We start from the raw sequence: 16,345 nt of genomic DNA, 5'->3' as shown, positions 1-16,345 counted from the left end.
AACGCTACATTGATCTCACCGCATTGTCGAAAATGATTGTCATCTGCAAGTTGAAAGGAATACCCATGTCGGCTCACTGCCAAGTGACCGGACGTGTGCCGGGGTTCGGAAAATCCGTCTCGCACTCCCACAAGCGTTCGAACCGTCGCTGGAACCCGAACATCCAGCGCAAGACCTACCTGCTGCCCAGCGAGGGTCGTCGCATCACGCTCACTCTCTCGACCAAGGGCATCAAGACGATCGACCGCGACGGCATCGAGTCCGTCGTCGCCCGGATCCGCGCGCGCGGCGAGAAGGTCTGAGCAGATGGCACGCAACGAGATCCGCCCGATCGTGAAACTCAAGTCCACCGCGGGCACCGGGTACACGTACGTGACCCGCAAGAACCGTCGCAACGACCCCGATCGACTCGTACTGAAGAAGTACGACCCGGTGCTGCGCAAGCACGTCGATTTCCGAGAAGAGAAGTAGGCATGGCCAAGAAGTCGAAGATCGCGAAGAACAACCAGCGACGGGTCGTCGTCGAGCGATACGCGGAGCAGAGGTCGGCACTCAAGGAGACGATCCGCTCCCCGAAAAGCTCACCCGAGGAGCGCGCGAAGGCCCAAGCGACCCTGCAACGTCTACCACGCGACGCCAGTCCGGTACGATTGCGCAATCGAGACGCTGCGGATGGACGTCCGCGCGGCCACCTGCGGAAGTTCGGGCTCTCCCGGATTCGCGTGCGAGAAATGGCGCACCGTGGGGAACTGCCTGGCGTACACAAGTCGAGCTGGTAAGGAAGTCGGATGGCAGTCAAGCGTTCACCGTCGAAGAAGCCACGCCCCGTAGAGGGTCGTAAGCCCAAGAAGAACCCGTTGTTCGCAGCGAAGATCACGCATGTCGATTACAAGGACATCAACCTGCTTCGCACGTTCATCTCGGACCGCGGCAAGATCCGCAGCCGTCGCGTCACGGGCCTGACCCCGCAGCAGCAGCGTCAGGTCGCCGTTGCAGTGAAGAACGCCCGCGAAATGGCGTTGCTCCCCTTCACCGCCGCACGGTAGTCATACGTAGAAGTACCGAAGAGGCCGCGCAGTCACTCGACTGCGCGGCCTTTTCGTTGCCCGGACTAAGATTTCCCGGAGTCGTTCATTCCAGTCGAGAGGTGCCCGCAGCGTGTCGGGAGTTGTTGCGGGTTTCACCGTCATTTTTGTGGTCATCGCGGTCGGGTATCTCCTCGGTCGCCTCGGCACCCTCGGTAGCCAAGGACAGTTCGTACTCGGTCGGCTCGTCTTCTTCGTCGCGACGCCTGCCCTGCTGTTCACCACGCTCGCGTCGTCCGATCTGTCGGTGATCTTCTCGCCGACGCTCGCGGTCGCGTCGGCCACCGCCTTTGCCGTCGGCGCCTTGTACGTCGTCGTCGCAAAGATCTGGCTCGACCGGCCGCTGCCCGAGCTGACCATCGGCGCGCTGTCGGCGTCGTACGTGAATTCGGCCAACCTCGGTATCCCGATCGCGGTGTTCGTGCTCGGCGATGCCACGTTCGTCGCGCCGCTCCTGCTCTTCCAGATCGTCGTCTACTCCCCCATCGCCTTGACGATCCTCGATCTGACGGCCCTTCGCGGCGCTGACGCCGAGAAACTCTCGCTGATCGACACCGTCACTGCCCCGTTCAAGAATCCGATCGTGCTCGCGGGCGCTGCGGGGTTGATCGTCGCGTTGATCGGTTGGGTACCGCCCCGGCCGCTGATGCAGCCTTTCGAATTGATCGGCGCGACGTCCGTACCCGGTGCACTGTTGGCATTCGGGCTCTCGTTGTACGGCGTACGGGTACTCGAGAAGGGCTCGAGTCCTCGACGCGACGTCGCGCTGGCGTCGACGCTCAAGATCGTCGTCCAACCTGTGCTGGCCTATCTGATGGCGCATTTCCTCCTCGGCATCGACGGCCATCAGCTGTTCGCCATCGTGGTCGTCTCGACGTTGCCGACGGCTCAGAACGTTTTCATCTATGCAAGCCGCTATCGGCGCGGAATGGTCCTCGCCCGAGACAGTGCCTTTGTCACTACTTTGGCGTCTATTCCGGCAATTGCGCTGGTCACAGCACTACTCGCTTGAGCAGGGTTACGGTGGATTCATGCGTGTACTAACCCTCGCCGTTCTGGCCTGCCTTGCTGTGGCCGGATGCTCCGTCGGGGCCCAGACCACGGGGCCGGTTGCCGCACCGAATCCGATGGCGGCCAACGAAGCGAGTCCCGCCGACTGGTCGCTCGGAACCCCCGTTCCCGACGAGGTCGACGACAGCGAGATGGGCACGGAGTTCGACAGCCGCGCCGACATCGTGGGTGCGACGGCCACGATGTTCGAATCGTGGTCCGAGGTCGACGATCACACGGTGGCCGTCCACTTCGTGACCGGCACTCCGGAGTGCTACGGCGCGTACGCGACCGTCGAAGAGACCGATACGACGGTGATCGTCACTCTCCGAACCGGAGCACTGCCAGAGGCCGCGGACAAGATGTGCATTCTGGTTGCCGTGTTCGGCAGCTTGGACGTCCCGCTGAGCCGACCGCTCGGCGACCGTCACGTCATCAACGGCTAGCAAGCGCGCCTAAACGGCACAACTTCGACGATCGAACACTCCGTTTCGTCAGGTGTGGCGTGCGTCTCCTCAGGACAGACTGAAAACCGACACCCGTTCACTCGCTCGTCGGCAGCTTTTCGACTCGAGCGGTGCTCAACATGAAGGAGCTCGCAAGTGCCTACTCTCCAGAGAGATGTTGCAATCGTCGGCGCCGGCCCCTCTGGCCTGGCAGCGGCAACCGCGCTGCGCAAGGCCGGCTTGTCCGTCGCCGTGATCGAAGCACGCGATCGTGTCGGCGGCCGCACGTGGACCGACACCATCGACGGCGCAGTCCTGGAGATCGGCGGCCAGTGGGTCTCCCCCGACCAGACTGCTCTGATCTCCTTGCTCGACGAACTCGGCCTGAAGACTTTCGAGCGCTACCGCGAGGGCGAGTCCGTCTACATCTCGTCAGCAGGCGAGCGGACTCGATACACGGGCGATTCCTTCCCCACGAACGAGACCACCAAGAAGGAGATGGACCGTCTCATCGACGAGATGGACGATCTCGCAGCGCAGATCGGCGCCGAGGAGCCGTGGGCACATCCCCTCGCCCGCGATCTCGACACAGTCTCCTTCAAGCAGTGGCTGATCAATCAGTCCGACGACGCCGAGGCCCGTGACAACATCGGCCTCTTCATCGCCGGTGGCATGCTCACCAAGCCCGCCCACTCGTTCTCCGCCCTGCAGGCCGTACTCATGGCCGCTTCCGCAGGCTCGTTCTCCCACCTCGTCGACGAGGACTTCATCCTCGACAAGCGAGTGATCGGCGGAATGCAGCAGGTATCGATCCGCATGGCGGAGGCCCTCGGTGACGACGTCTTCCTCAACGCACCCGTGCGTACGGTGAAGTGGAACGAATCCGGTGCAACGGTGTTGGCGGACGGCGACATTCGCGTCGAGGCAAGCCGAGTGATCCTGGCCGTACCACCCAACCTCTACTCCCGGATCTCCTACGATCCCCCGCTGCCGCGTCGTCAGCACCAGATGCATCAGCATCAGTCTCTCGGCCTCGTCATCAAGGTGCACGCCGTGTACGAGACGCCTTTCTGGCGCGAAGACGGCCTCTCCGGCACCGGCTTCGGCGCGTCCGAGGTAGTGCAGGAGGTGTACGACAACACCAACCACGAGGACGATCGCGGCACCCTGGTCGCTTTTGTCTCCGACGAGAAGGCCGACGCGATGTTCGAGCTTTCCGCCGAGGAGCGTAAGGCCACGATTCTGGCCTCACTCGCCCGCTACCTGGGCCCGAAGGCCGAAGAGCCGGTTGTGTACTACGAATCCGACTGGGGCTCGGAGGAATGGACCCGCGGTGCGTACGCGGCGAGCTTCGATCTCGGCGGCCTGCACCGCTACGGCGCGGATTCCCGCACGCCCGTCGGACCGATCCACTTCTCGTGCTCCGACATCGCAGCCGAGGGGTACCAGCACGTCGACGGTGCCGTTCGGATGGGTCAGCGCACCGCCGCCGACATCATCGCCCGCAGCAAGGCCTGACGGCCGCTTCGCCAAGTCTCGATCATTGCCCGGCAGTCACGATTGCCGGGCAATGATCGAGAGCAGCAGTTCCGCACGAACTCTCGCTACCTCCAGCCGACAGTCGATCAGGCTCTCCACCTTCGCCATTCGACTTCGCAGGGTGTGCCGGTGGACGCCCATCGTGATCGCTGCCGCTTCCCAATGCCCGTTGGCCTCGAGAAATGCCCGCAACGATGCCAACAGTTCGGTGCCGTTGTCACGATCGTAGTCCTCGATCGGGGTGATCATCGTTTCCGCCAGCGTATTGAGCACTTCACGCGTCGAATCGAAGGACAGCAGCACACTGCCGGTCAGAGCCGCGAATTCCAAAGGCTCGCCGCCGATTTCCGCCGCCGACGCACACAGCTGGGACTGTTCGACGGCGACCGCCAGTGCTGCGACCACGCGCCGCGCACTCAGACCCACACGAAGCGCGCGAAGATCCGACCTCGATGCCCCGCCCAGTAGCTCGCGGGCGAACTGGACGTCGTCGGTTCCACGCAGCAGCACCGTGACCCGAGTGTCGTTGATCCGCGAGAACAACTGCCGCCCTGCCTTGTTCATGAACTCGGCAATCTCGACTCCGACCCGTCCCGCGACGTCGGCCGTGTCCGCCAGAACGGTCAGGCCACGGATCATTCCCTCGCCGTCTGCGGCTTGGCGGATCTGTTGCCACGCCGGCGCCGGGTCACGATCTTCGGTGAGCAGCAGCCCGAGGGCATGCGAATTCAGCTGATCCTGAGTGGCGCGCAGGCGCGCAGGTTTCTCGAAGTCCAACGCCAGCAACGAGTTCGCGTGACCGAGAAGTATCTGATCGACGTAGCTGAGCGCCGACGCACTGATCACCGCCAGGTATCCGTACGGCGTTCGCCCGACACTGATCTGTTGCACGGCGATGGACGCTCCGGAACTGGCGAGCGTCACGCTACTGGACGCACCGCCCCCGAGAGTTGCTCGCAGTTCGTCGATCACCTCGTCGGTCGGCAGTTGAGGTGAGCTCTCGAGAACTCGTCCGGCGACGTCGAGCAAGAGCACCGTCGCCGACGTTGCGATCGCCAGCTCACGCACGGTCGCAGCCGTTCCGCCCGAAATGACGGCACGCGTCATCCGCGGTTGCGCCCGCGACGCCCGAAGGACCGCTTCGTATTCCTGCTCTGCCAACCGGCTCATCACACGCTTGACGACGGCGGCAAACGGCGTCGGCAGCGGCACCTCGATCAGCGGCAGGCCGATCTCGTCGGCGACAGCCACCAGATCAGCCGGAACTTCGGGGTACGAGAGTCCGGTCCCGAACCCGACCGCAGCTACGCCTGCCGCATCGAGCATTCGAAGGTAGCGGCCGCGCTTTTGCTGAGTGGACGGCAAACGGATGCCCGTCGTGAGAATGAATTCGCCGCCGGTCAACCATCGGAACGGGTCGAGCAACTCCGTGGCGTGCGCAAACGTGATTTCGCGACCGACCCCCTGCGCCCCGCCTTTGAGTTCCAGCGCGAGGTCCGGCTGCGCCAACATCCACCGCACAGCGATCGTCATGGGCAGGACTGTACAACTCGGCGCGTCAGCGATCAAAGATTTCACCTTTTTGGCAGCTGTCTTTACTTGTGAGTCAGCGCACACTTGCTCACACACGCCCCACACAGTGCGAGTTCTGTGTCGATCACCTCGGCCGGGACTCGTTCGACCTCGAGAGGAACCGGTACCGATGTCGATCGTCGTACTCGAGAACTACATCAACGGTGAATTCGTCGCCTCAACCGCGACGGAAACACTCGACCTGATCAACCCCGTGGACGAGAGTGTGGTCGGGCGTACGCCGATCTCCACCAAGGCAGACGTCGACGCCGCCGTCGAAGCCGCACAGCGCGCATTCGAGACCTGGGGCAAGACGACGCCGAGCGTGCGGCAGGCCGCACTCCTCAAGCTCGCCGACGCCATCGAAGCGCACAGCGACGAAATCGTCGCAGCCGAAAGCGCCAACACCGGCCAGGCGCACCAGATGATCGCCGACGAAGAGGTCAAGGTCGGAGCCGATCAGATGCGGTTCTTCGCCGGAGCCGCACGCCTTCTCGAGGGGAAGGCCGCCGGAGAGTACATGGAGGGTTTCACGTCGTACGTCCGTCGTGAGCCCATCGGTGTCGTCGGTCAGGTCACTCCCTGGAACTACCCGTTCATGATGGCGCTGTGGAAGATCGGGCCTGCCCTCGCGGCCGGCAACACGATCGTCCTCAAGCCCAGCGACACCACACCGGGCAGCACGCTGGTCCTGGCGAAGCTCTCGAAGGGCATCCTGCCGGACGGCGTGTTCAACGTCGTGCTCGGCAACGGCGGTACCGGCGCGACGTTGGTGGAGAACCCGGCCCTCGGTCTCGTCTCCATCACCGGTTCGGTACGGGCAGGCATCGCGGTCGCCGTGTCCGCGGCGCAGCAACTCAAGCGCGCGCACCTCGAACTGGGCGGCAAAGCACCGGCGATCGTGTTCGGTGACGTCGACATCGAGAAGACCGCCACCGGCATCGCCGAAGCCGCGTTCTTCAACGGCGGTCAGGACTGCACCGCGGCCACCCGCGTGCTCGTCCACGAATCCATCCACGATCAGCTCGTGGAAGCCCTCGTGCGCAACGCCGAAAAGCTGCGGCCCGGAGCGCCTTCCGACCCTGATGCCTTCTACGGCCCGCTCAACAACATCAACCACTTCAACGCCGTGAGCGACAAGATCGCCAACCTGCCGGCATCAGCCAAGATCGTTACCGGCGGAAAGCGTTCGGGCGAAACCGGATTCTTCTTCGAGCCGACGGTCATCACCGGCGTCGCACAATCCGACGACATCGTGCAGGAAGAGACTTTCGGTCCTATCCTCACAGTCCAGAGCTTCTCCGACGAGAAGGAGGCGATCACGCTTGCCAACGACGTTCGCTTCGGCCTCGCCTCGAGCATCTGGACCAAGGATCACGGTGTCACACAACGCGTCTCCGCTGCTCTCGATTTCGGTGCGGTGTGGATCAACTGCCACATCCCGCTCGTCGCCGAGATGCCGCACGGCGGCTTCAAGTACTCCGGCTACGGCAAGGATCTCTCGGCCTACGGAGTCGAGGATTACACCCGCCTCAAGCACGTCATGAGTTCGCACGACTGAGTCGCCGCCCCTCCTGCTGTGCGCCTTTATCAACCCCCCGCGGTTAATAAAGGCGCACAGCAGATTCCTCCAATCCGGAAAAGAGCCACCATGCGCCTTATCGTCGGATACCTCGCCACACCCAGCGGTAAAGACGGGCTGGTCCTCGGGACCCAGCTCGCGCGCAGTCTCGGCGCGCAACTCGACATCTGCATGGTCCTCCCTCCGGATCGGACACTGCCGGCCAAGGTTCCCTCGGAGGCCGGCTACGACGACATCCTCGCCGCACGTGCACACGACTGGCTTGCCGAAGCGAAAGCCTCGGTGCCCGAGGACATCCAGGTGGAAGTACACCTGAGCTTCCACGAGTCGTTCGCTCAGGGACTGCTCGACGAGGTGGACCGGCTGAACGCTCTGGCGATCGTGGTGGGCGCTTCCGGCGACGGTCTGCTCGGCCGTCACGCGATAGGTTCGGTCTCGACCGAGCTGCTGCACTCCGCTCACGTCCCGGTGGCTCTGGCCCCTCGCGGAACGCGGCACTCGGCGGCTTCGGCGATCCGAGAGGTCACCTGCGCACTCGGCACCCGCGTCGGCGCCGACATCGTCTTGAACACAGCGGTGCGCACCAGCGAACTGATGCAGGTTCCTCTGCGACTGGTCTCACTCGTCGCGCTCGACCCGCAGAACGATCTTCGCGATCATCGCGACACTGCCGAGTCGGCGAGAGAACGGGCACGAAATCACGCTCAGGACACACTCGACGTCGCCCGAGCGGCACTCCCCGCGGAGTTCCCGATCGAGGTCATCATCGCCGACGGTTCCACGGTGGAATCCGCAGTGCGCCAACTGGACTGGCAGGACGGCGACCTCGTGATGGTCGGTTCCAGTCGCCTTGCACAGCCCCGCAAACTCTTCCTGGGCTCCACCGCCGCCAAGATGCTGCGTGTGCTGCCCGTTCCCATGGTCGTAGTGCCCAAGCACGAATTCACCCAGCCGGAGGCACTGTCATGACCAGCACCGAACTGAGTTCCAAAGGCCTCGCCACCGGCAAGATCGGCATGATCTCCGGTGCCGTACTCGGAATCTCCTCCGTGGCACCGGGTTACACCCTGACCGCCAGCATCGGATTGATCGTCGCCGCCGTCGGCCTCAAGATGCCCGCCATCTTCATCGCCGGCTTCATCCCGATGTTCCTCACTGCGTACGCGTACCGTGAACTGAACTCGGACACTCCTGATTGCGGGGCGTCGTTCACGTGGTCCACCAAGGCATTCGGACCGTACGTCGGCTGGATGTGCGGTTGGGGCATGGTGATCGCCACCATCATCGTGCTCTCGAACCTCGCGGCCATTGCCGTCGATTTCTTCTATCTGTTCATCGCGCGGGTGGTCGACAATCCCTCCATCGCCGATCTACCGGGCAACAAATTTGTCAACGTCGGTACGACGCTGGTGTTCATCGCCCTGGCCACCTGGATTGCCAGTCGAGGAATCACCACCAGCGAGCGCGTGCAGTTCGCGCTCGTCGGTTTCCAGATGGTGCTGCTCGTCGTCTTCGCCGTCGTTGCACTGGTTCACGTCGGTGCCGGCGACGCCCCGGCCGGATTGTCCTTCGACCTGAGTTGGTTCAACCCGTTCAGTGGACTCGCCATCGGAGCGTTCGTCATCGGACTCACCGGATCGATCTTCGCGTTCTGGGGTTGGGATACCTGTCTCACGCTGGGCGAGGAGTCGAAGAACCCGAAGAAGACCCCGGGCCGCGCCGGTTTGCTCTGTGTCGCAACCATTCTCCTGACCTACCTGTTGGTCGCCGTTGCCGCGATGATGTACGCCGGCGTCGGCGAGGAAGGTCTCGGCCTCGGCAATCCCGACAACTCCGAGAACGTCTTCGGCGCTCTGGCCGACCCGGTACTGGGCAACTGGGGTGGCATGCTCCTGTTCCTCGCCGTCTTCGTCTCTTCCGTCGCAAGCCTGCAGACCACGTTCCTGCCTGCAGCGAGAACCATGCTCGCCATGGGTGCATACGGAGCGTTCCCCAAGAAGCTCGCCGAGGTCTCCCCTCGCTTCCTCGTGCCGTCGTACGCCACCGTGGTCGCGGGTGCTGTGACCGCAGTGTTCTACAGCGTTGTCACCTTCCTCTCCGAAAGTGCGCTGCTCGACACCATCGCCGCCCTCGGCATCATGATCTGCTGGTATTACGGCATCACGGCATTCGCGTGTGTGTGGTATTTCCGCAAGACGCTCTTCGAGAGCGTACGAAACTTCGTCTTCCGGCTCGCATTCCCGCTCATCGGTGGGCTCATGCTGCTTGCGGTGTTCGTGATTTCGGTTCAAGAGAGCATGAATCCGGACAATGCCAGCGGGGCATCGATCGGCGGCATCGGCCTGGTCTTCTTCCTCGGCTTCGGCATTCTCATCCTCGGCGCGGTTCTGATGATGGTCATGCGAGTGCGCAATCCCGCGTTCTTCGAGGGCAAGACCCTCAACCGTGACACGGAGGCTCTGCGCGACGAGAACGACCTCAGCGTGTCCTAGGAGACAGTAGCGTCGGGGGCCTGTGCGATCAGGCCCGCCATCAACACACGCAAGCCGAATTCGAAGGCGGCGTCGGCACGTTCGGGATTTTTCCCGGATGTCGCCAACGCCGCCTTCATCGCATCGTTGGCCTCGGGCCCCGACGCCCACTGGACATCCGGCGCCGCCAGATCCAACGCCGAACCGAGAACAAAACTGTCGACGGTTGTAATTGCATGCAGCGTTTCGGCCGGGTCGAAGCCGCCGTCCGCGAAGGCCTGCGCCAACGCGTTGTACAGGGTGAACGCCACACCGGCTTGCACGGTCTGCGCCGTGAAGAGCGGAATCAGACGAGGATGCGCGGCGTAGCTTCGCCGATACTCGGCCGCCAACGCCGCAACCGTCTCACTCCAGGTGCCCGAGGCCGACTCGACGTCGATTCCCGCCATCAGTTGAGCCCTCATCAGTTCGACGATCTCGGCTCGTCCGGACACGTGGTTGTACAGCGACGACGGTCGAACCTTCAGTCTTGCGGCGAGTCCCGGCATGGTGAAATCGCCGGACTCGTCCACCGACTCGATCGCTGCCTCGGTGATGATCGCCGGTGAGAGCAGTCGTTGCGATGGCCGCGGCATATGTCCTCCTGTAGTGATCCACACCGTTCGGGGCGCCGCAAAAAACAATTCCTCGAAAGTCCTTGATCAATCAGCGCTCACCCACCATACTTAACGAATCACATTCGTTTTACGTTGAACGTCGAATACCCGAGCACCGAGGAAACCCCATGCTGACGATCACCGCCCTCACCCCACCCGAGTCTTTGGCCGCGACCACGCCGTCCACGTCCGCCCCTCTGCGTGTGGGTCTCGTCCAACATCGCTGGCACGAGGACCAAGACGACCTCTACACCGAATTGAGCGAGGGCATCGCGGCCGCAGCGAAGCTGGGCGCTTCCGTGGTCTTTCTTCCGGAGCTGACGCTCAGCCGGTACCCCGCCTCCAGCCCGGCCGACGACAATCCCGGACGCCAAGCGGAAGACCTACTCACCGGACCCACTCTCGCCTTCGCCGCCAAGGCCGCCGCCGAGAACCAAGTCCTCGTTCACGCGTCGTTGTACGAGCGCAGCGAGGCCGAGGACGGCCTGGGCTTCAACACCGCGATCCTGGTCTCACCCGGAGGCGAACTCCTCGGTCGTACCCGCAAGCTCCACATTCCGGTGACGGCCGGGTACTACGAGGACACGTACTTCCGCGGCGGTCCGTCCGAGGACGCATACCCCGTTCACGAGGCACTCGGCGCCAAGTTCGGACTCCCGACATGTTGGGACGAGTGGTTCCCCGAGGTCGCGCGTGCATACTCCCTCGCCGGTGCCCAGGTTCTGGTGTACCCGACGGCGATCGGCTCCGAGCCCGATCACCCGGACTTCGACACCCAACCGCTGTGGCAGCAGGTGATCGTCGGAAACGGTATCGCCAACGGCACCTTCATGGTTGTTCCCAACCGTCACGGCAGTGAAGGTCTCATCACCTTCTACGGTTCGTCCTTCATCTCGGACCCGTACGGACGCATCCTCGTTCAGGCTCCCCGCGACGAATCTGCCGTGCTGGTAGCCGATCTCGACCTGCAGCACCGTGAAGACTGGCTGGCACTGTTCCCATTCCTGGCCACTCGCCGACCCGACACCTACTCGACTCTGACCGCACCGGTGAAGACTGCGGGAGCCAACTGATGACCTGGCGCATGCCCGCGGAAAGTGAGCCGCACGAACGTACCTGGATGGCGTACCCCAGTGCCGGGTACTCCCTCGGGGACACCGCCGAAGAACAGCATGAAGCGCGCTCGACGTGGGCGGCCGTCGCCCACGCCGTCGCCGAATTCGAGCCGGTCACCGTCGTCGTCGATCCCGCCGAGGTCGAGCAAGCACGAAAGTACCTGTCCGAGAAGGTCGACATCGTCGAGGCACCTCTCGACGACGCGTGGATGCGCGACATCGGACCGACGTTCGTCTTGTCCGACGACGGCCGTCTCGGCGGAGTCGACTGGGTGTTCAACGGCTGGGGCGCACAGGATTGGGCACAGTGGGACAAGGACTCGAAGATCGGCAGGTTTGTCGTCGAACAATCCGGTGCCCAGTTGGTCGACTCACCAATCGTCAACGAGGGCGGCGGCATTCAGGTCGACGGTCTCGGCACCGTGCTGGTCACCGAAACCGTCCAACTCGATCCGGGGCGCAATCCCGACCTGACGAAGGCGGACATCGAGGCCGAACTCGCCCGCACCATCGGAGCCAAACACGTCATCTGGCTTCCCCGCGGATTGACCCGCGATCAGGAGACCTACGGAACCCGCGGACACGTCGACATCGTCGCTGCCATCTCTTCCCCCGGAGTGGTACTGGTCCATGACCAACGCAATCCGGTGCACCCCGACTACGCCGTCAGCAAGAGGATCATCGAGTTGTTCGAAAGCTCGACGGACGTCGGTGGCCGGCCGTGGAAGGTCATTCGGGTACCCGCTCCCGAAATCCTGCGCGACGACGAGGGATTCGTCGACTACAGCTACATCAACCATCTCGTGGTCAACCGTGGAGTGATCGCCTGCAGCTTCGACGATCCTGCCGACGCCGAAGCGGTAGAGATCCTGTCAGCCGCCTACCCCGGACGCACTGTCGTCACCGTCGACGCCAGACCGCTGTTCGAACGCGGCGGCGGCATCCACTGCATCACCCAGCATCAGCCCGCTGAACAGAATTAGCAGCGACAGAATTAGCAGCGACGGGGCTAACGGCGACCTCGCATGTAGTCACTCACGACGGCTGCGCCGAGGCCGTCCAGGTCCGGCGCGATGACGCGTCCACCCACCCGGTGCGCCATCCGGTCGACCACCCTGGCCAGGCCTGGATCCTCACCGAGGCGGAAAAACGTGACCTTGGCGCCCAGCCTGGCCACCGCGTCGAGTGCTCGAACCGTCAAACCGAGGGTTCGCGCACTCGGCGGGTAGTCGAACCTGGCTTCTCCGTCCGCTTCGAGATGAGCCGTCGGCTCACCGTCGGTGACGATCAGTACCACCGGCTGCGCATTGGAATGGCGTCGAAGGTGCCTGGCTGCCAACAACAGTGCGTGGTGCAGGTTGGTTCCCTGATCCCAGGCGCCGTCCAAACCGGCGAGCTCCGACGGGCTCAGTACGTGCGCGTGGCGTCCGAAGGCGATCAACTGCAGCTCGTCGCTGCGAAACCGCGTGCTCACCAGATGATTGAGTGCCAGAGCGGTGCGCTTCATCGGCACCCAGCGATCCTCCATCACCATCGAGAACGACGTATCCACCAACAGAGCCACCGCAGCCTGGCTGCGCTGTTCGGTCTCGGCAACTTCGACATCGACGACGCTCAGCCGCACCGGCATTCGGCCCGGGTCACGCAGGACGGCGTTGGTGATGGTTCTGGTGACGTCCCACGGTTCGGTGTCCCCGAACTCCCATTCGCGGGAAGCTCCGGTGGGTTCCCCCATCGCACCGGCCCGACGCGTATCGCGTTGACCGGTTCGTGACGACAGTTGCCCGGCGACGTCACGCAGAGCGGTCTGCCCGAGCTGCCGCATGGCCTTGGGCGACAAGCGCCATTGACCGTCCGGTGCACGATCGAAGAAACCCTGCTCCTGCAAGGCCTTTTCGAGATCGGCCAGGGTGCGAGCGTCAGCAGCGGCTTCGTCGCCGAGTTGCCGCGCGAGTAGCTCGGGGTCGATGTCGTCGAGCGCCGCGCCCGCGTACTGCTGAGACAGCTGATCTGCCAAGGATTCCAGCTCGGCGATGTCCTGCAGTGCGCCGGTCCCCTCACCCAACCCCATTCCGTTGTCGCCGCGGAACTGTTGCGAACCTTCCCAGTCCTCACCCGGCCGAGCCGCCTGAAGAAACTGGTCGAGTTGACTCAGCTCACTCATCAGGCTCGGATCACCGAACGCCTGCTGCGCCAACGCATCCAACTCGTCACGCTGCTCCTGCGAGAGCGAGTTCCGCAATCGTTGTGCGGCCGCCGCGCGCTGCGCCAACGAATCCAGAAGTTCCTCGACGTTGCGAGGGTTGTCCGGGAAATACTGCCCGTGCTTGTCCATGAACTCCGCAAACTGCTCCGGAGTGTCGACACCCCGAGAGTGCGCATCGAGCAGTTGATTCAGATCTGCCAGCATCTGGCGTATCTGCTCACGATCCTCGTCGGTAGCGCCCTCGAGCGCCTGCTTCATTCCCGAGAAGCGTTGATCGAGGACCTCACGTCCGAGCAGATCACGAATCTTCTCGTAATCCGCGCGAGCCTGTTCGCTGCGCCAGTTGTAGTCGGCCAGATCTTGCACTGCCTGAGCTGTCGACGGTGGCAACTCCTCGATCCGCATTTCGTTGAACCGTGCGTCGTCGTCGAGAGCACGCGCCAGTTCCTTGCGCTCTTCGAGCACCGCCTTGTCGAGAAGCTGCCGAACCTCGTCGAGCGTCCCGTCGAGATTGTTGCGGCGCAACAACTCGCGTCGACGTCGGTTCGCCTGTGCGGCAAGCTCGTCCAGCCCGCGCATATCTCGATTGCCCCGCCGCAGCAGCTCCCGCAGGGCATGGCGCGGCGACGTGCCGGACAACACGTCGTCGCCGATTGCTGCCAAGGCATCGCGCAGATCTACCGGTGGCGCCAGCGGATCGGGACCACCGTCGTACGGCCCGTACCGCGGATTGTGAATCATCACTGCCCCTTACGAGTACACCGAGCGGCCGCCCGGGCCTTGATCTTTCGAGATCCGGCGCGCGAGGTAAAGCCCTTCGAGGGCAAGTTCGGCACCGGCGGCACGCTCGCCGTCGGATTGCGCACCCAGACGCTCGGCTACTTCGTCCAGGACCTCGAGGTCCGGAAGCTCGTCGAGAAACGCCTTGGCCGTGACAGATTCACCGGTGACGATCGTATTGCCCATCTCCACAGCGGAAACCAGCATCCCCAGATCGATTCCGCCCAGACGTACCCGAACCGTATCGGCCGTCGCGCGACGCAACAGGTGCTCGAGCACCTCCAGTTCGCGGCCCTCTTCACCGGATTCGAACTCGACCTTGCCGCGAAGCACCTCGACCACGGACTCGAGATCGACGGGCCGGGCAACAGGATCGGCCTCGCCGAGCACCGCCGCGCGTCGTACCGCCGCTGCACTGACGGTTTCGGCGCCGGCGACGGCAAAGCGAGCCGACACACCCGATCGCTGGTCCACCGAGGTGGATTCGCGGAGCAGGCGAGTGAATCTGGCAAGAATTTCGAGGAGATAGTCGGGCACCTCGGCGGGCAGATGTGCCTCCTGCTCGATCACCGCGATCTCGCCCGCCAACTCGACGGGGTAGTGCGTGCGGATTTCTGCGCCGAAGCGGTCCTTGAGCGGGGTGATGATGCGGCCACGGTTGGTGTAGTCCTCGGGGTTCGCGCTCGCGACCAGAAGAACGTCCAACGGAAGCCGAAGCGTGTACCCGCGGACCTGGATGTCCCGCTCTTCCATCACGTTGAGCAACGAGACCTGGATGCGCTCGGCGAGGTCGGGAAGCTCGTTGATCGCCACGATTCCGCGATGCGCACGGGGCACGAGGCCGAAGTGAATGGTCTCGGGATCGCCGAGGCTCCGCCCCTCGGCAACCTTGACCGGGTCGACGTCGCCGATCAGGTCGGCGACCGAGGTGTCCGGCGTTGCCAGCTTCTCGGAGTATCGCTCGCTGCGGTGGCGCCAGGCGATCGGGAGGTCGTCCCCCAGTTCCTTGGCTCGACGTATCGAAGCCGGGGTGATCGGCTCGTACGGGTGCTCCCCCAGTTCCGAGCCTTCGATGACGGGCGTCCACTCGTCGAGAAGGAGCCCGAGGGTGCGAAGCAACCTCGTCTTTCCTTGACCTCGTTCGCCGAGCAGAACCACGTCGTGGCCGGCGATCAGCGCCCGCTCGAGTTGCGGGGCGACCGTGTCCTCGAACCCGACTATCCCGGGCCAGGGGTCACGGCCGTCCCGCAACGCGGCGAGAAGGTTCTCTCGTAGTTCTTCCTTGACACTTCGCTGTACGTGTCCGGAGGCGCGTAGCTCTCCGAGGGTTTTTGCGACAGTCACCACTCCACGCTACGAGTGTTTGCGGGGTTTCGCCTCTCGCCGAGGAAGTTCGGTCGCTCAGCCCTCGATGTTCTCGGGATTCATCCAGATGATTTCCCAGATGTGGCCGTCGGGATCCTGGAAGCTGCGGCTGTACATGAAGCCGTGATCCTGCGTCGCGTTTCCTTCGGAACCGCCGGTCGCGAGCGCTTTGTCGACGAGGCTGTCGACTGCCTCGCGAGTCTCGGCCGAGAGTCCAAGAAGCGCTTCCGTCGACGTCGAGGTGTCGGCGATGCCCTTCGTGGTGAAGGTCTTGAAGAAGGGCTCGGCCAACAGCATCACGACGATGGTGTCACTGATGACCATCGACGACGCATTCTCGTCGGAGAACTGCGTGTTCTTGGAGTATCCGAGCCCCTCGTAGAAGGTGGTGGCCTTGCCCAGGTCCTTGACGGGCAGGTTGAGGAAGAACATCGGCTGCGGGTTTGTCGCCATGGAAGGTCCTTTCCGAGACTTTGCT

The 16,345-nt window shown here is 63.6% G+C and carries 17 protein-coding genes; 12 read left to right on the top strand and 5 right to left on the bottom strand.

Going from position 1 to position 16,345, the window contains the following annotated elements; all coding sequences use genetic code 11:
- Positions 1-65: 65 nt before the first annotated feature.
- From rpmB to ABWI03_RS05825, 7 genes are all read left to right on the top strand, one after another.
- Positions 66-302, top strand: coding sequence for a 50S ribosomal protein L28 (gene rpmB / locus ABWI03_RS05855; protein ID WP_003946346.1), 237 nt, complete (start codon positions 66-68; stop codon positions 300-302).
- A 4-nt stretch (positions 303-306) separates the two neighbouring features.
- The gene (gene rpmG, locus ABWI03_RS05850) at positions 307-471 is read left to right on the top strand and encodes a 50S ribosomal protein L33 (RefSeq protein WP_003946358.1); all 165 of its coding nucleotides are present in this window, start codon (positions 307-309) and stop codon (positions 469-471) included.
- 2 nt (positions 472-473) lie between these two features.
- Positions 474-779 (top strand): 30S ribosomal protein S14, encoded by a 306-nt coding sequence (gene rpsN / locus ABWI03_RS05845; protein WP_095971064.1) that lies wholly within the window; start codon positions 474-476, stop codon positions 777-779.
- A gap of 9 nt (positions 780-788) precedes the next feature.
- Positions 789-1,046, top strand: a complete 258-nt coding sequence (rpsR, locus tag ABWI03_RS05840; RefSeq protein WP_003946414.1) for a 30S ribosomal protein S18 — start codon at positions 789-791, stop codon at positions 1,044-1,046.
- Positions 1,047-1,158: 112 nt separating this feature from the next.
- Positions 1,159-2,097 (top strand): AEC family transporter, encoded by a 939-nt coding sequence (locus ABWI03_RS05835; protein WP_058037885.1) that lies wholly within the window; start codon positions 1,159-1,161, stop codon positions 2,095-2,097.
- Between the two features lie 19 nt (positions 2,098-2,116).
- The gene (locus tag ABWI03_RS05830) at positions 2,117-2,581 is read left to right on the top strand and encodes a hypothetical protein (protein ID WP_124567448.1); all 465 of its coding nucleotides are present in this window, start codon (positions 2,117-2,119) and stop codon (positions 2,579-2,581) included.
- 156 nt (positions 2,582-2,737) lie between these two features.
- The gene (locus ABWI03_RS05825) at positions 2,738-4,099 is read left to right on the top strand and encodes a flavin monoamine oxidase family protein (protein ID WP_095971067.1); all 1,362 of its coding nucleotides are present in this window, start codon (positions 2,738-2,740) and stop codon (positions 4,097-4,099) included.
- A 36-nt stretch (positions 4,100-4,135) separates the two neighbouring features.
- Here ABWI03_RS05825 and ABWI03_RS05820 read toward each other — a convergent pair whose 3' ends face one another.
- Entirely contained in the window at positions 4,136-5,653 is a 1,518-nt protein-coding gene (locus ABWI03_RS05820; RefSeq protein WP_235169999.1) for a PucR family transcriptional regulator, read from the bottom strand.
- 169 nt (positions 5,654-5,822) lie between these two features.
- On the opposite strand from ABWI03_RS05820, the gene ABWI03_RS05815 reads away from it, so the two are divergent.
- The 3 genes from ABWI03_RS05815 to ABWI03_RS05805 all read left to right on the top strand — a co-directional run bounded on the left by ABWI03_RS05815 (position 5,823) and on the right by ABWI03_RS05805 (position 9,766).
- On the top strand, positions 5,823-7,253 hold the full coding sequence (locus ABWI03_RS05815) for a gamma-aminobutyraldehyde dehydrogenase (RefSeq protein ID WP_124567450.1): 1,431 nt from the start codon (positions 5,823-5,825) through the stop codon (positions 7,251-7,253).
- Positions 7,254-7,343: 90 nt separating this feature from the next.
- Positions 7,344-8,243, top strand: a complete 900-nt coding sequence (locus ABWI03_RS05810; protein ID WP_124567451.1) for a universal stress protein — start codon at positions 7,344-7,346, stop codon at positions 8,241-8,243.
- Complete coding sequence (locus tag ABWI03_RS05805; protein ID WP_095971071.1) at positions 8,240-9,766, top strand: APC family permease; 1,527 nt, start codon at positions 8,240-8,242, stop codon at positions 9,764-9,766. Before ABWI03_RS05810 ends, ABWI03_RS05805 begins: the two co-directional genes overlap by 4 nt.
- On the opposite strand, the gene ABWI03_RS05800 is transcribed toward ABWI03_RS05805, so the two are convergent.
- Positions 9,763-10,380, bottom strand: coding sequence for a TetR/AcrR family transcriptional regulator C-terminal domain-containing protein (locus ABWI03_RS05800; RefSeq protein WP_124567452.1), 618 nt, complete (start codon positions 10,378-10,380; stop codon positions 9,763-9,765). The genes ABWI03_RS05805 and ABWI03_RS05800 overlap by 4 nt on opposite strands.
- Positions 10,381-10,529: 149 nt before the next feature.
- Here ABWI03_RS05800 and ABWI03_RS05795 point away from each other — a divergent pair, with 149 nt between their 5' ends.
- Both ABWI03_RS05795 and ABWI03_RS05790 read left to right on the top strand, forming a co-directional pair.
- Entirely contained in the window at positions 10,530-11,474 is a 945-nt protein-coding gene (locus ABWI03_RS05795) for a nitrilase-related carbon-nitrogen hydrolase (protein ID WP_166809454.1), read from the top strand.
- Positions 11,474-12,499 (top strand): agmatine deiminase family protein, encoded by a 1,026-nt coding sequence (locus tag ABWI03_RS05790; RefSeq protein WP_166809453.1) that lies wholly within the window; start codon positions 11,474-11,476, stop codon positions 12,497-12,499. Before ABWI03_RS05795 ends, ABWI03_RS05790 begins: the two co-directional genes overlap by 1 nt.
- Positions 12,500-12,525: 26 nt before the next feature.
- Here ABWI03_RS05790 and ABWI03_RS05785 read toward each other — a convergent pair whose 3' ends face one another.
- The 3 genes from ABWI03_RS05785 to ABWI03_RS05775 are packed head-to-tail and all read right to left on the bottom strand — an operon-like array spanning position 12,526 to position 16,320.
- A complete protein-coding gene (locus ABWI03_RS05785) occupies positions 12,526-14,463 on the bottom strand; it encodes a vWA domain-containing protein (protein WP_124567455.1) in 1,938 nt (645 codons plus the stop codon).
- A gap of 9 nt (positions 14,464-14,472) precedes the next feature.
- On the bottom strand, positions 14,473-15,849 hold the full coding sequence (locus tag ABWI03_RS05780; protein WP_298777454.1) for an ATP-binding protein: 1,377 nt from the start codon (positions 15,847-15,849) through the stop codon (positions 14,473-14,475).
- Positions 15,850-15,903: 54 nt separating this feature from the next.
- Positions 15,904-16,320 (bottom strand): VOC family protein, encoded by a 417-nt coding sequence (locus ABWI03_RS05775; protein WP_298777451.1) that lies wholly within the window; start codon positions 16,318-16,320, stop codon positions 15,904-15,906.
- Positions 16,321-16,345 lie beyond the last annotated feature (25 nt).

It is taken from the genome of Rhodococcus baikonurensis (assembly GCF_040489275.1).
GTDB lineage: Bacteria > Actinomycetota > Actinomycetes > Mycobacteriales > Mycobacteriaceae > Rhodococcus_F > Rhodococcus_F baikonurensis.
Note: the sequence above shows the minus strand (reverse complement) of the source record. Positions and strands in the feature narration are given on the sequence as shown.

What these genes read in the sequence shown, in the direction of transcription:
- rpmB (WP_003946346.1), top strand. Translation starts at nt 66, where the DNA reads ATGTCGGCTCACTGCCAAGTGACCGGACGTGTGCCGGGGTTCGGAAAA.
- rpmG (WP_003946358.1), top strand. Translation starts at nt 307, where the DNA reads ATGGCACGCAACGAGATCCGCCCGATCGTGAAACTCAAGTCCACCGCG.
- rpsN (WP_095971064.1), top strand. Translation starts at nt 474, where the DNA reads ATGGCCAAGAAGTCGAAGATCGCGAAGAACAACCAGCGACGGGTCGTC.
- rpsR (WP_003946414.1), top strand. Translation starts at nt 789, where the DNA reads ATGGCAGTCAAGCGTTCACCGTCGAAGAAGCCACGCCCCGTAGAGGGT.
- ABWI03_RS05830 (WP_124567448.1), top strand. Translation starts at nt 2,117, where the DNA reads ATGCGTGTACTAACCCTCGCCGTTCTGGCCTGCCTTGCTGTGGCCGGA.
- ABWI03_RS05820 (WP_235169999.1), bottom strand. Translation starts at nt 5,653, where the DNA reads ATGACGATCGCTGTGCGGTGGATGTTGGCGCAGCCGGACCTCGCGCTG.
- ABWI03_RS05815 (WP_124567450.1), top strand. Translation starts at nt 5,823, where the DNA reads ATGTCGATCGTCGTACTCGAGAACTACATCAACGGTGAATTCGTCGCC.
- ABWI03_RS05810 (WP_124567451.1), top strand. Translation starts at nt 7,344, where the DNA reads ATGCGCCTTATCGTCGGATACCTCGCCACACCCAGCGGTAAAGACGGG.
- ABWI03_RS05805 (WP_095971071.1), top strand. Translation starts at nt 8,240, where the DNA reads ATGACCAGCACCGAACTGAGTTCCAAAGGCCTCGCCACCGGCAAGATC.
- ABWI03_RS05800 (WP_124567452.1), bottom strand. Translation starts at nt 10,380, where the DNA reads ATGCCGCGGCCATCGCAACGACTGCTCTCACCGGCGATCATCACCGAG.
- ABWI03_RS05795 (WP_166809454.1), top strand. Translation starts at nt 10,530, where the DNA reads ATGCTGACGATCACCGCCCTCACCCCACCCGAGTCTTTGGCCGCGACC.
- ABWI03_RS05790 (WP_166809453.1), top strand. Translation starts at nt 11,474, where the DNA reads ATGACCTGGCGCATGCCCGCGGAAAGTGAGCCGCACGAACGTACCTGG.
- ABWI03_RS05785 (WP_124567455.1), bottom strand. Translation starts at nt 14,463, where the DNA reads ATGATTCACAATCCGCGGTACGGGCCGTACGACGGTGGTCCCGATCCG.
- ABWI03_RS05775 (WP_298777451.1), bottom strand. Translation starts at nt 16,320, where the DNA reads ATGGCGACAAACCCGCAGCCGATGTTCTTCCTCAACCTGCCCGTCAAG.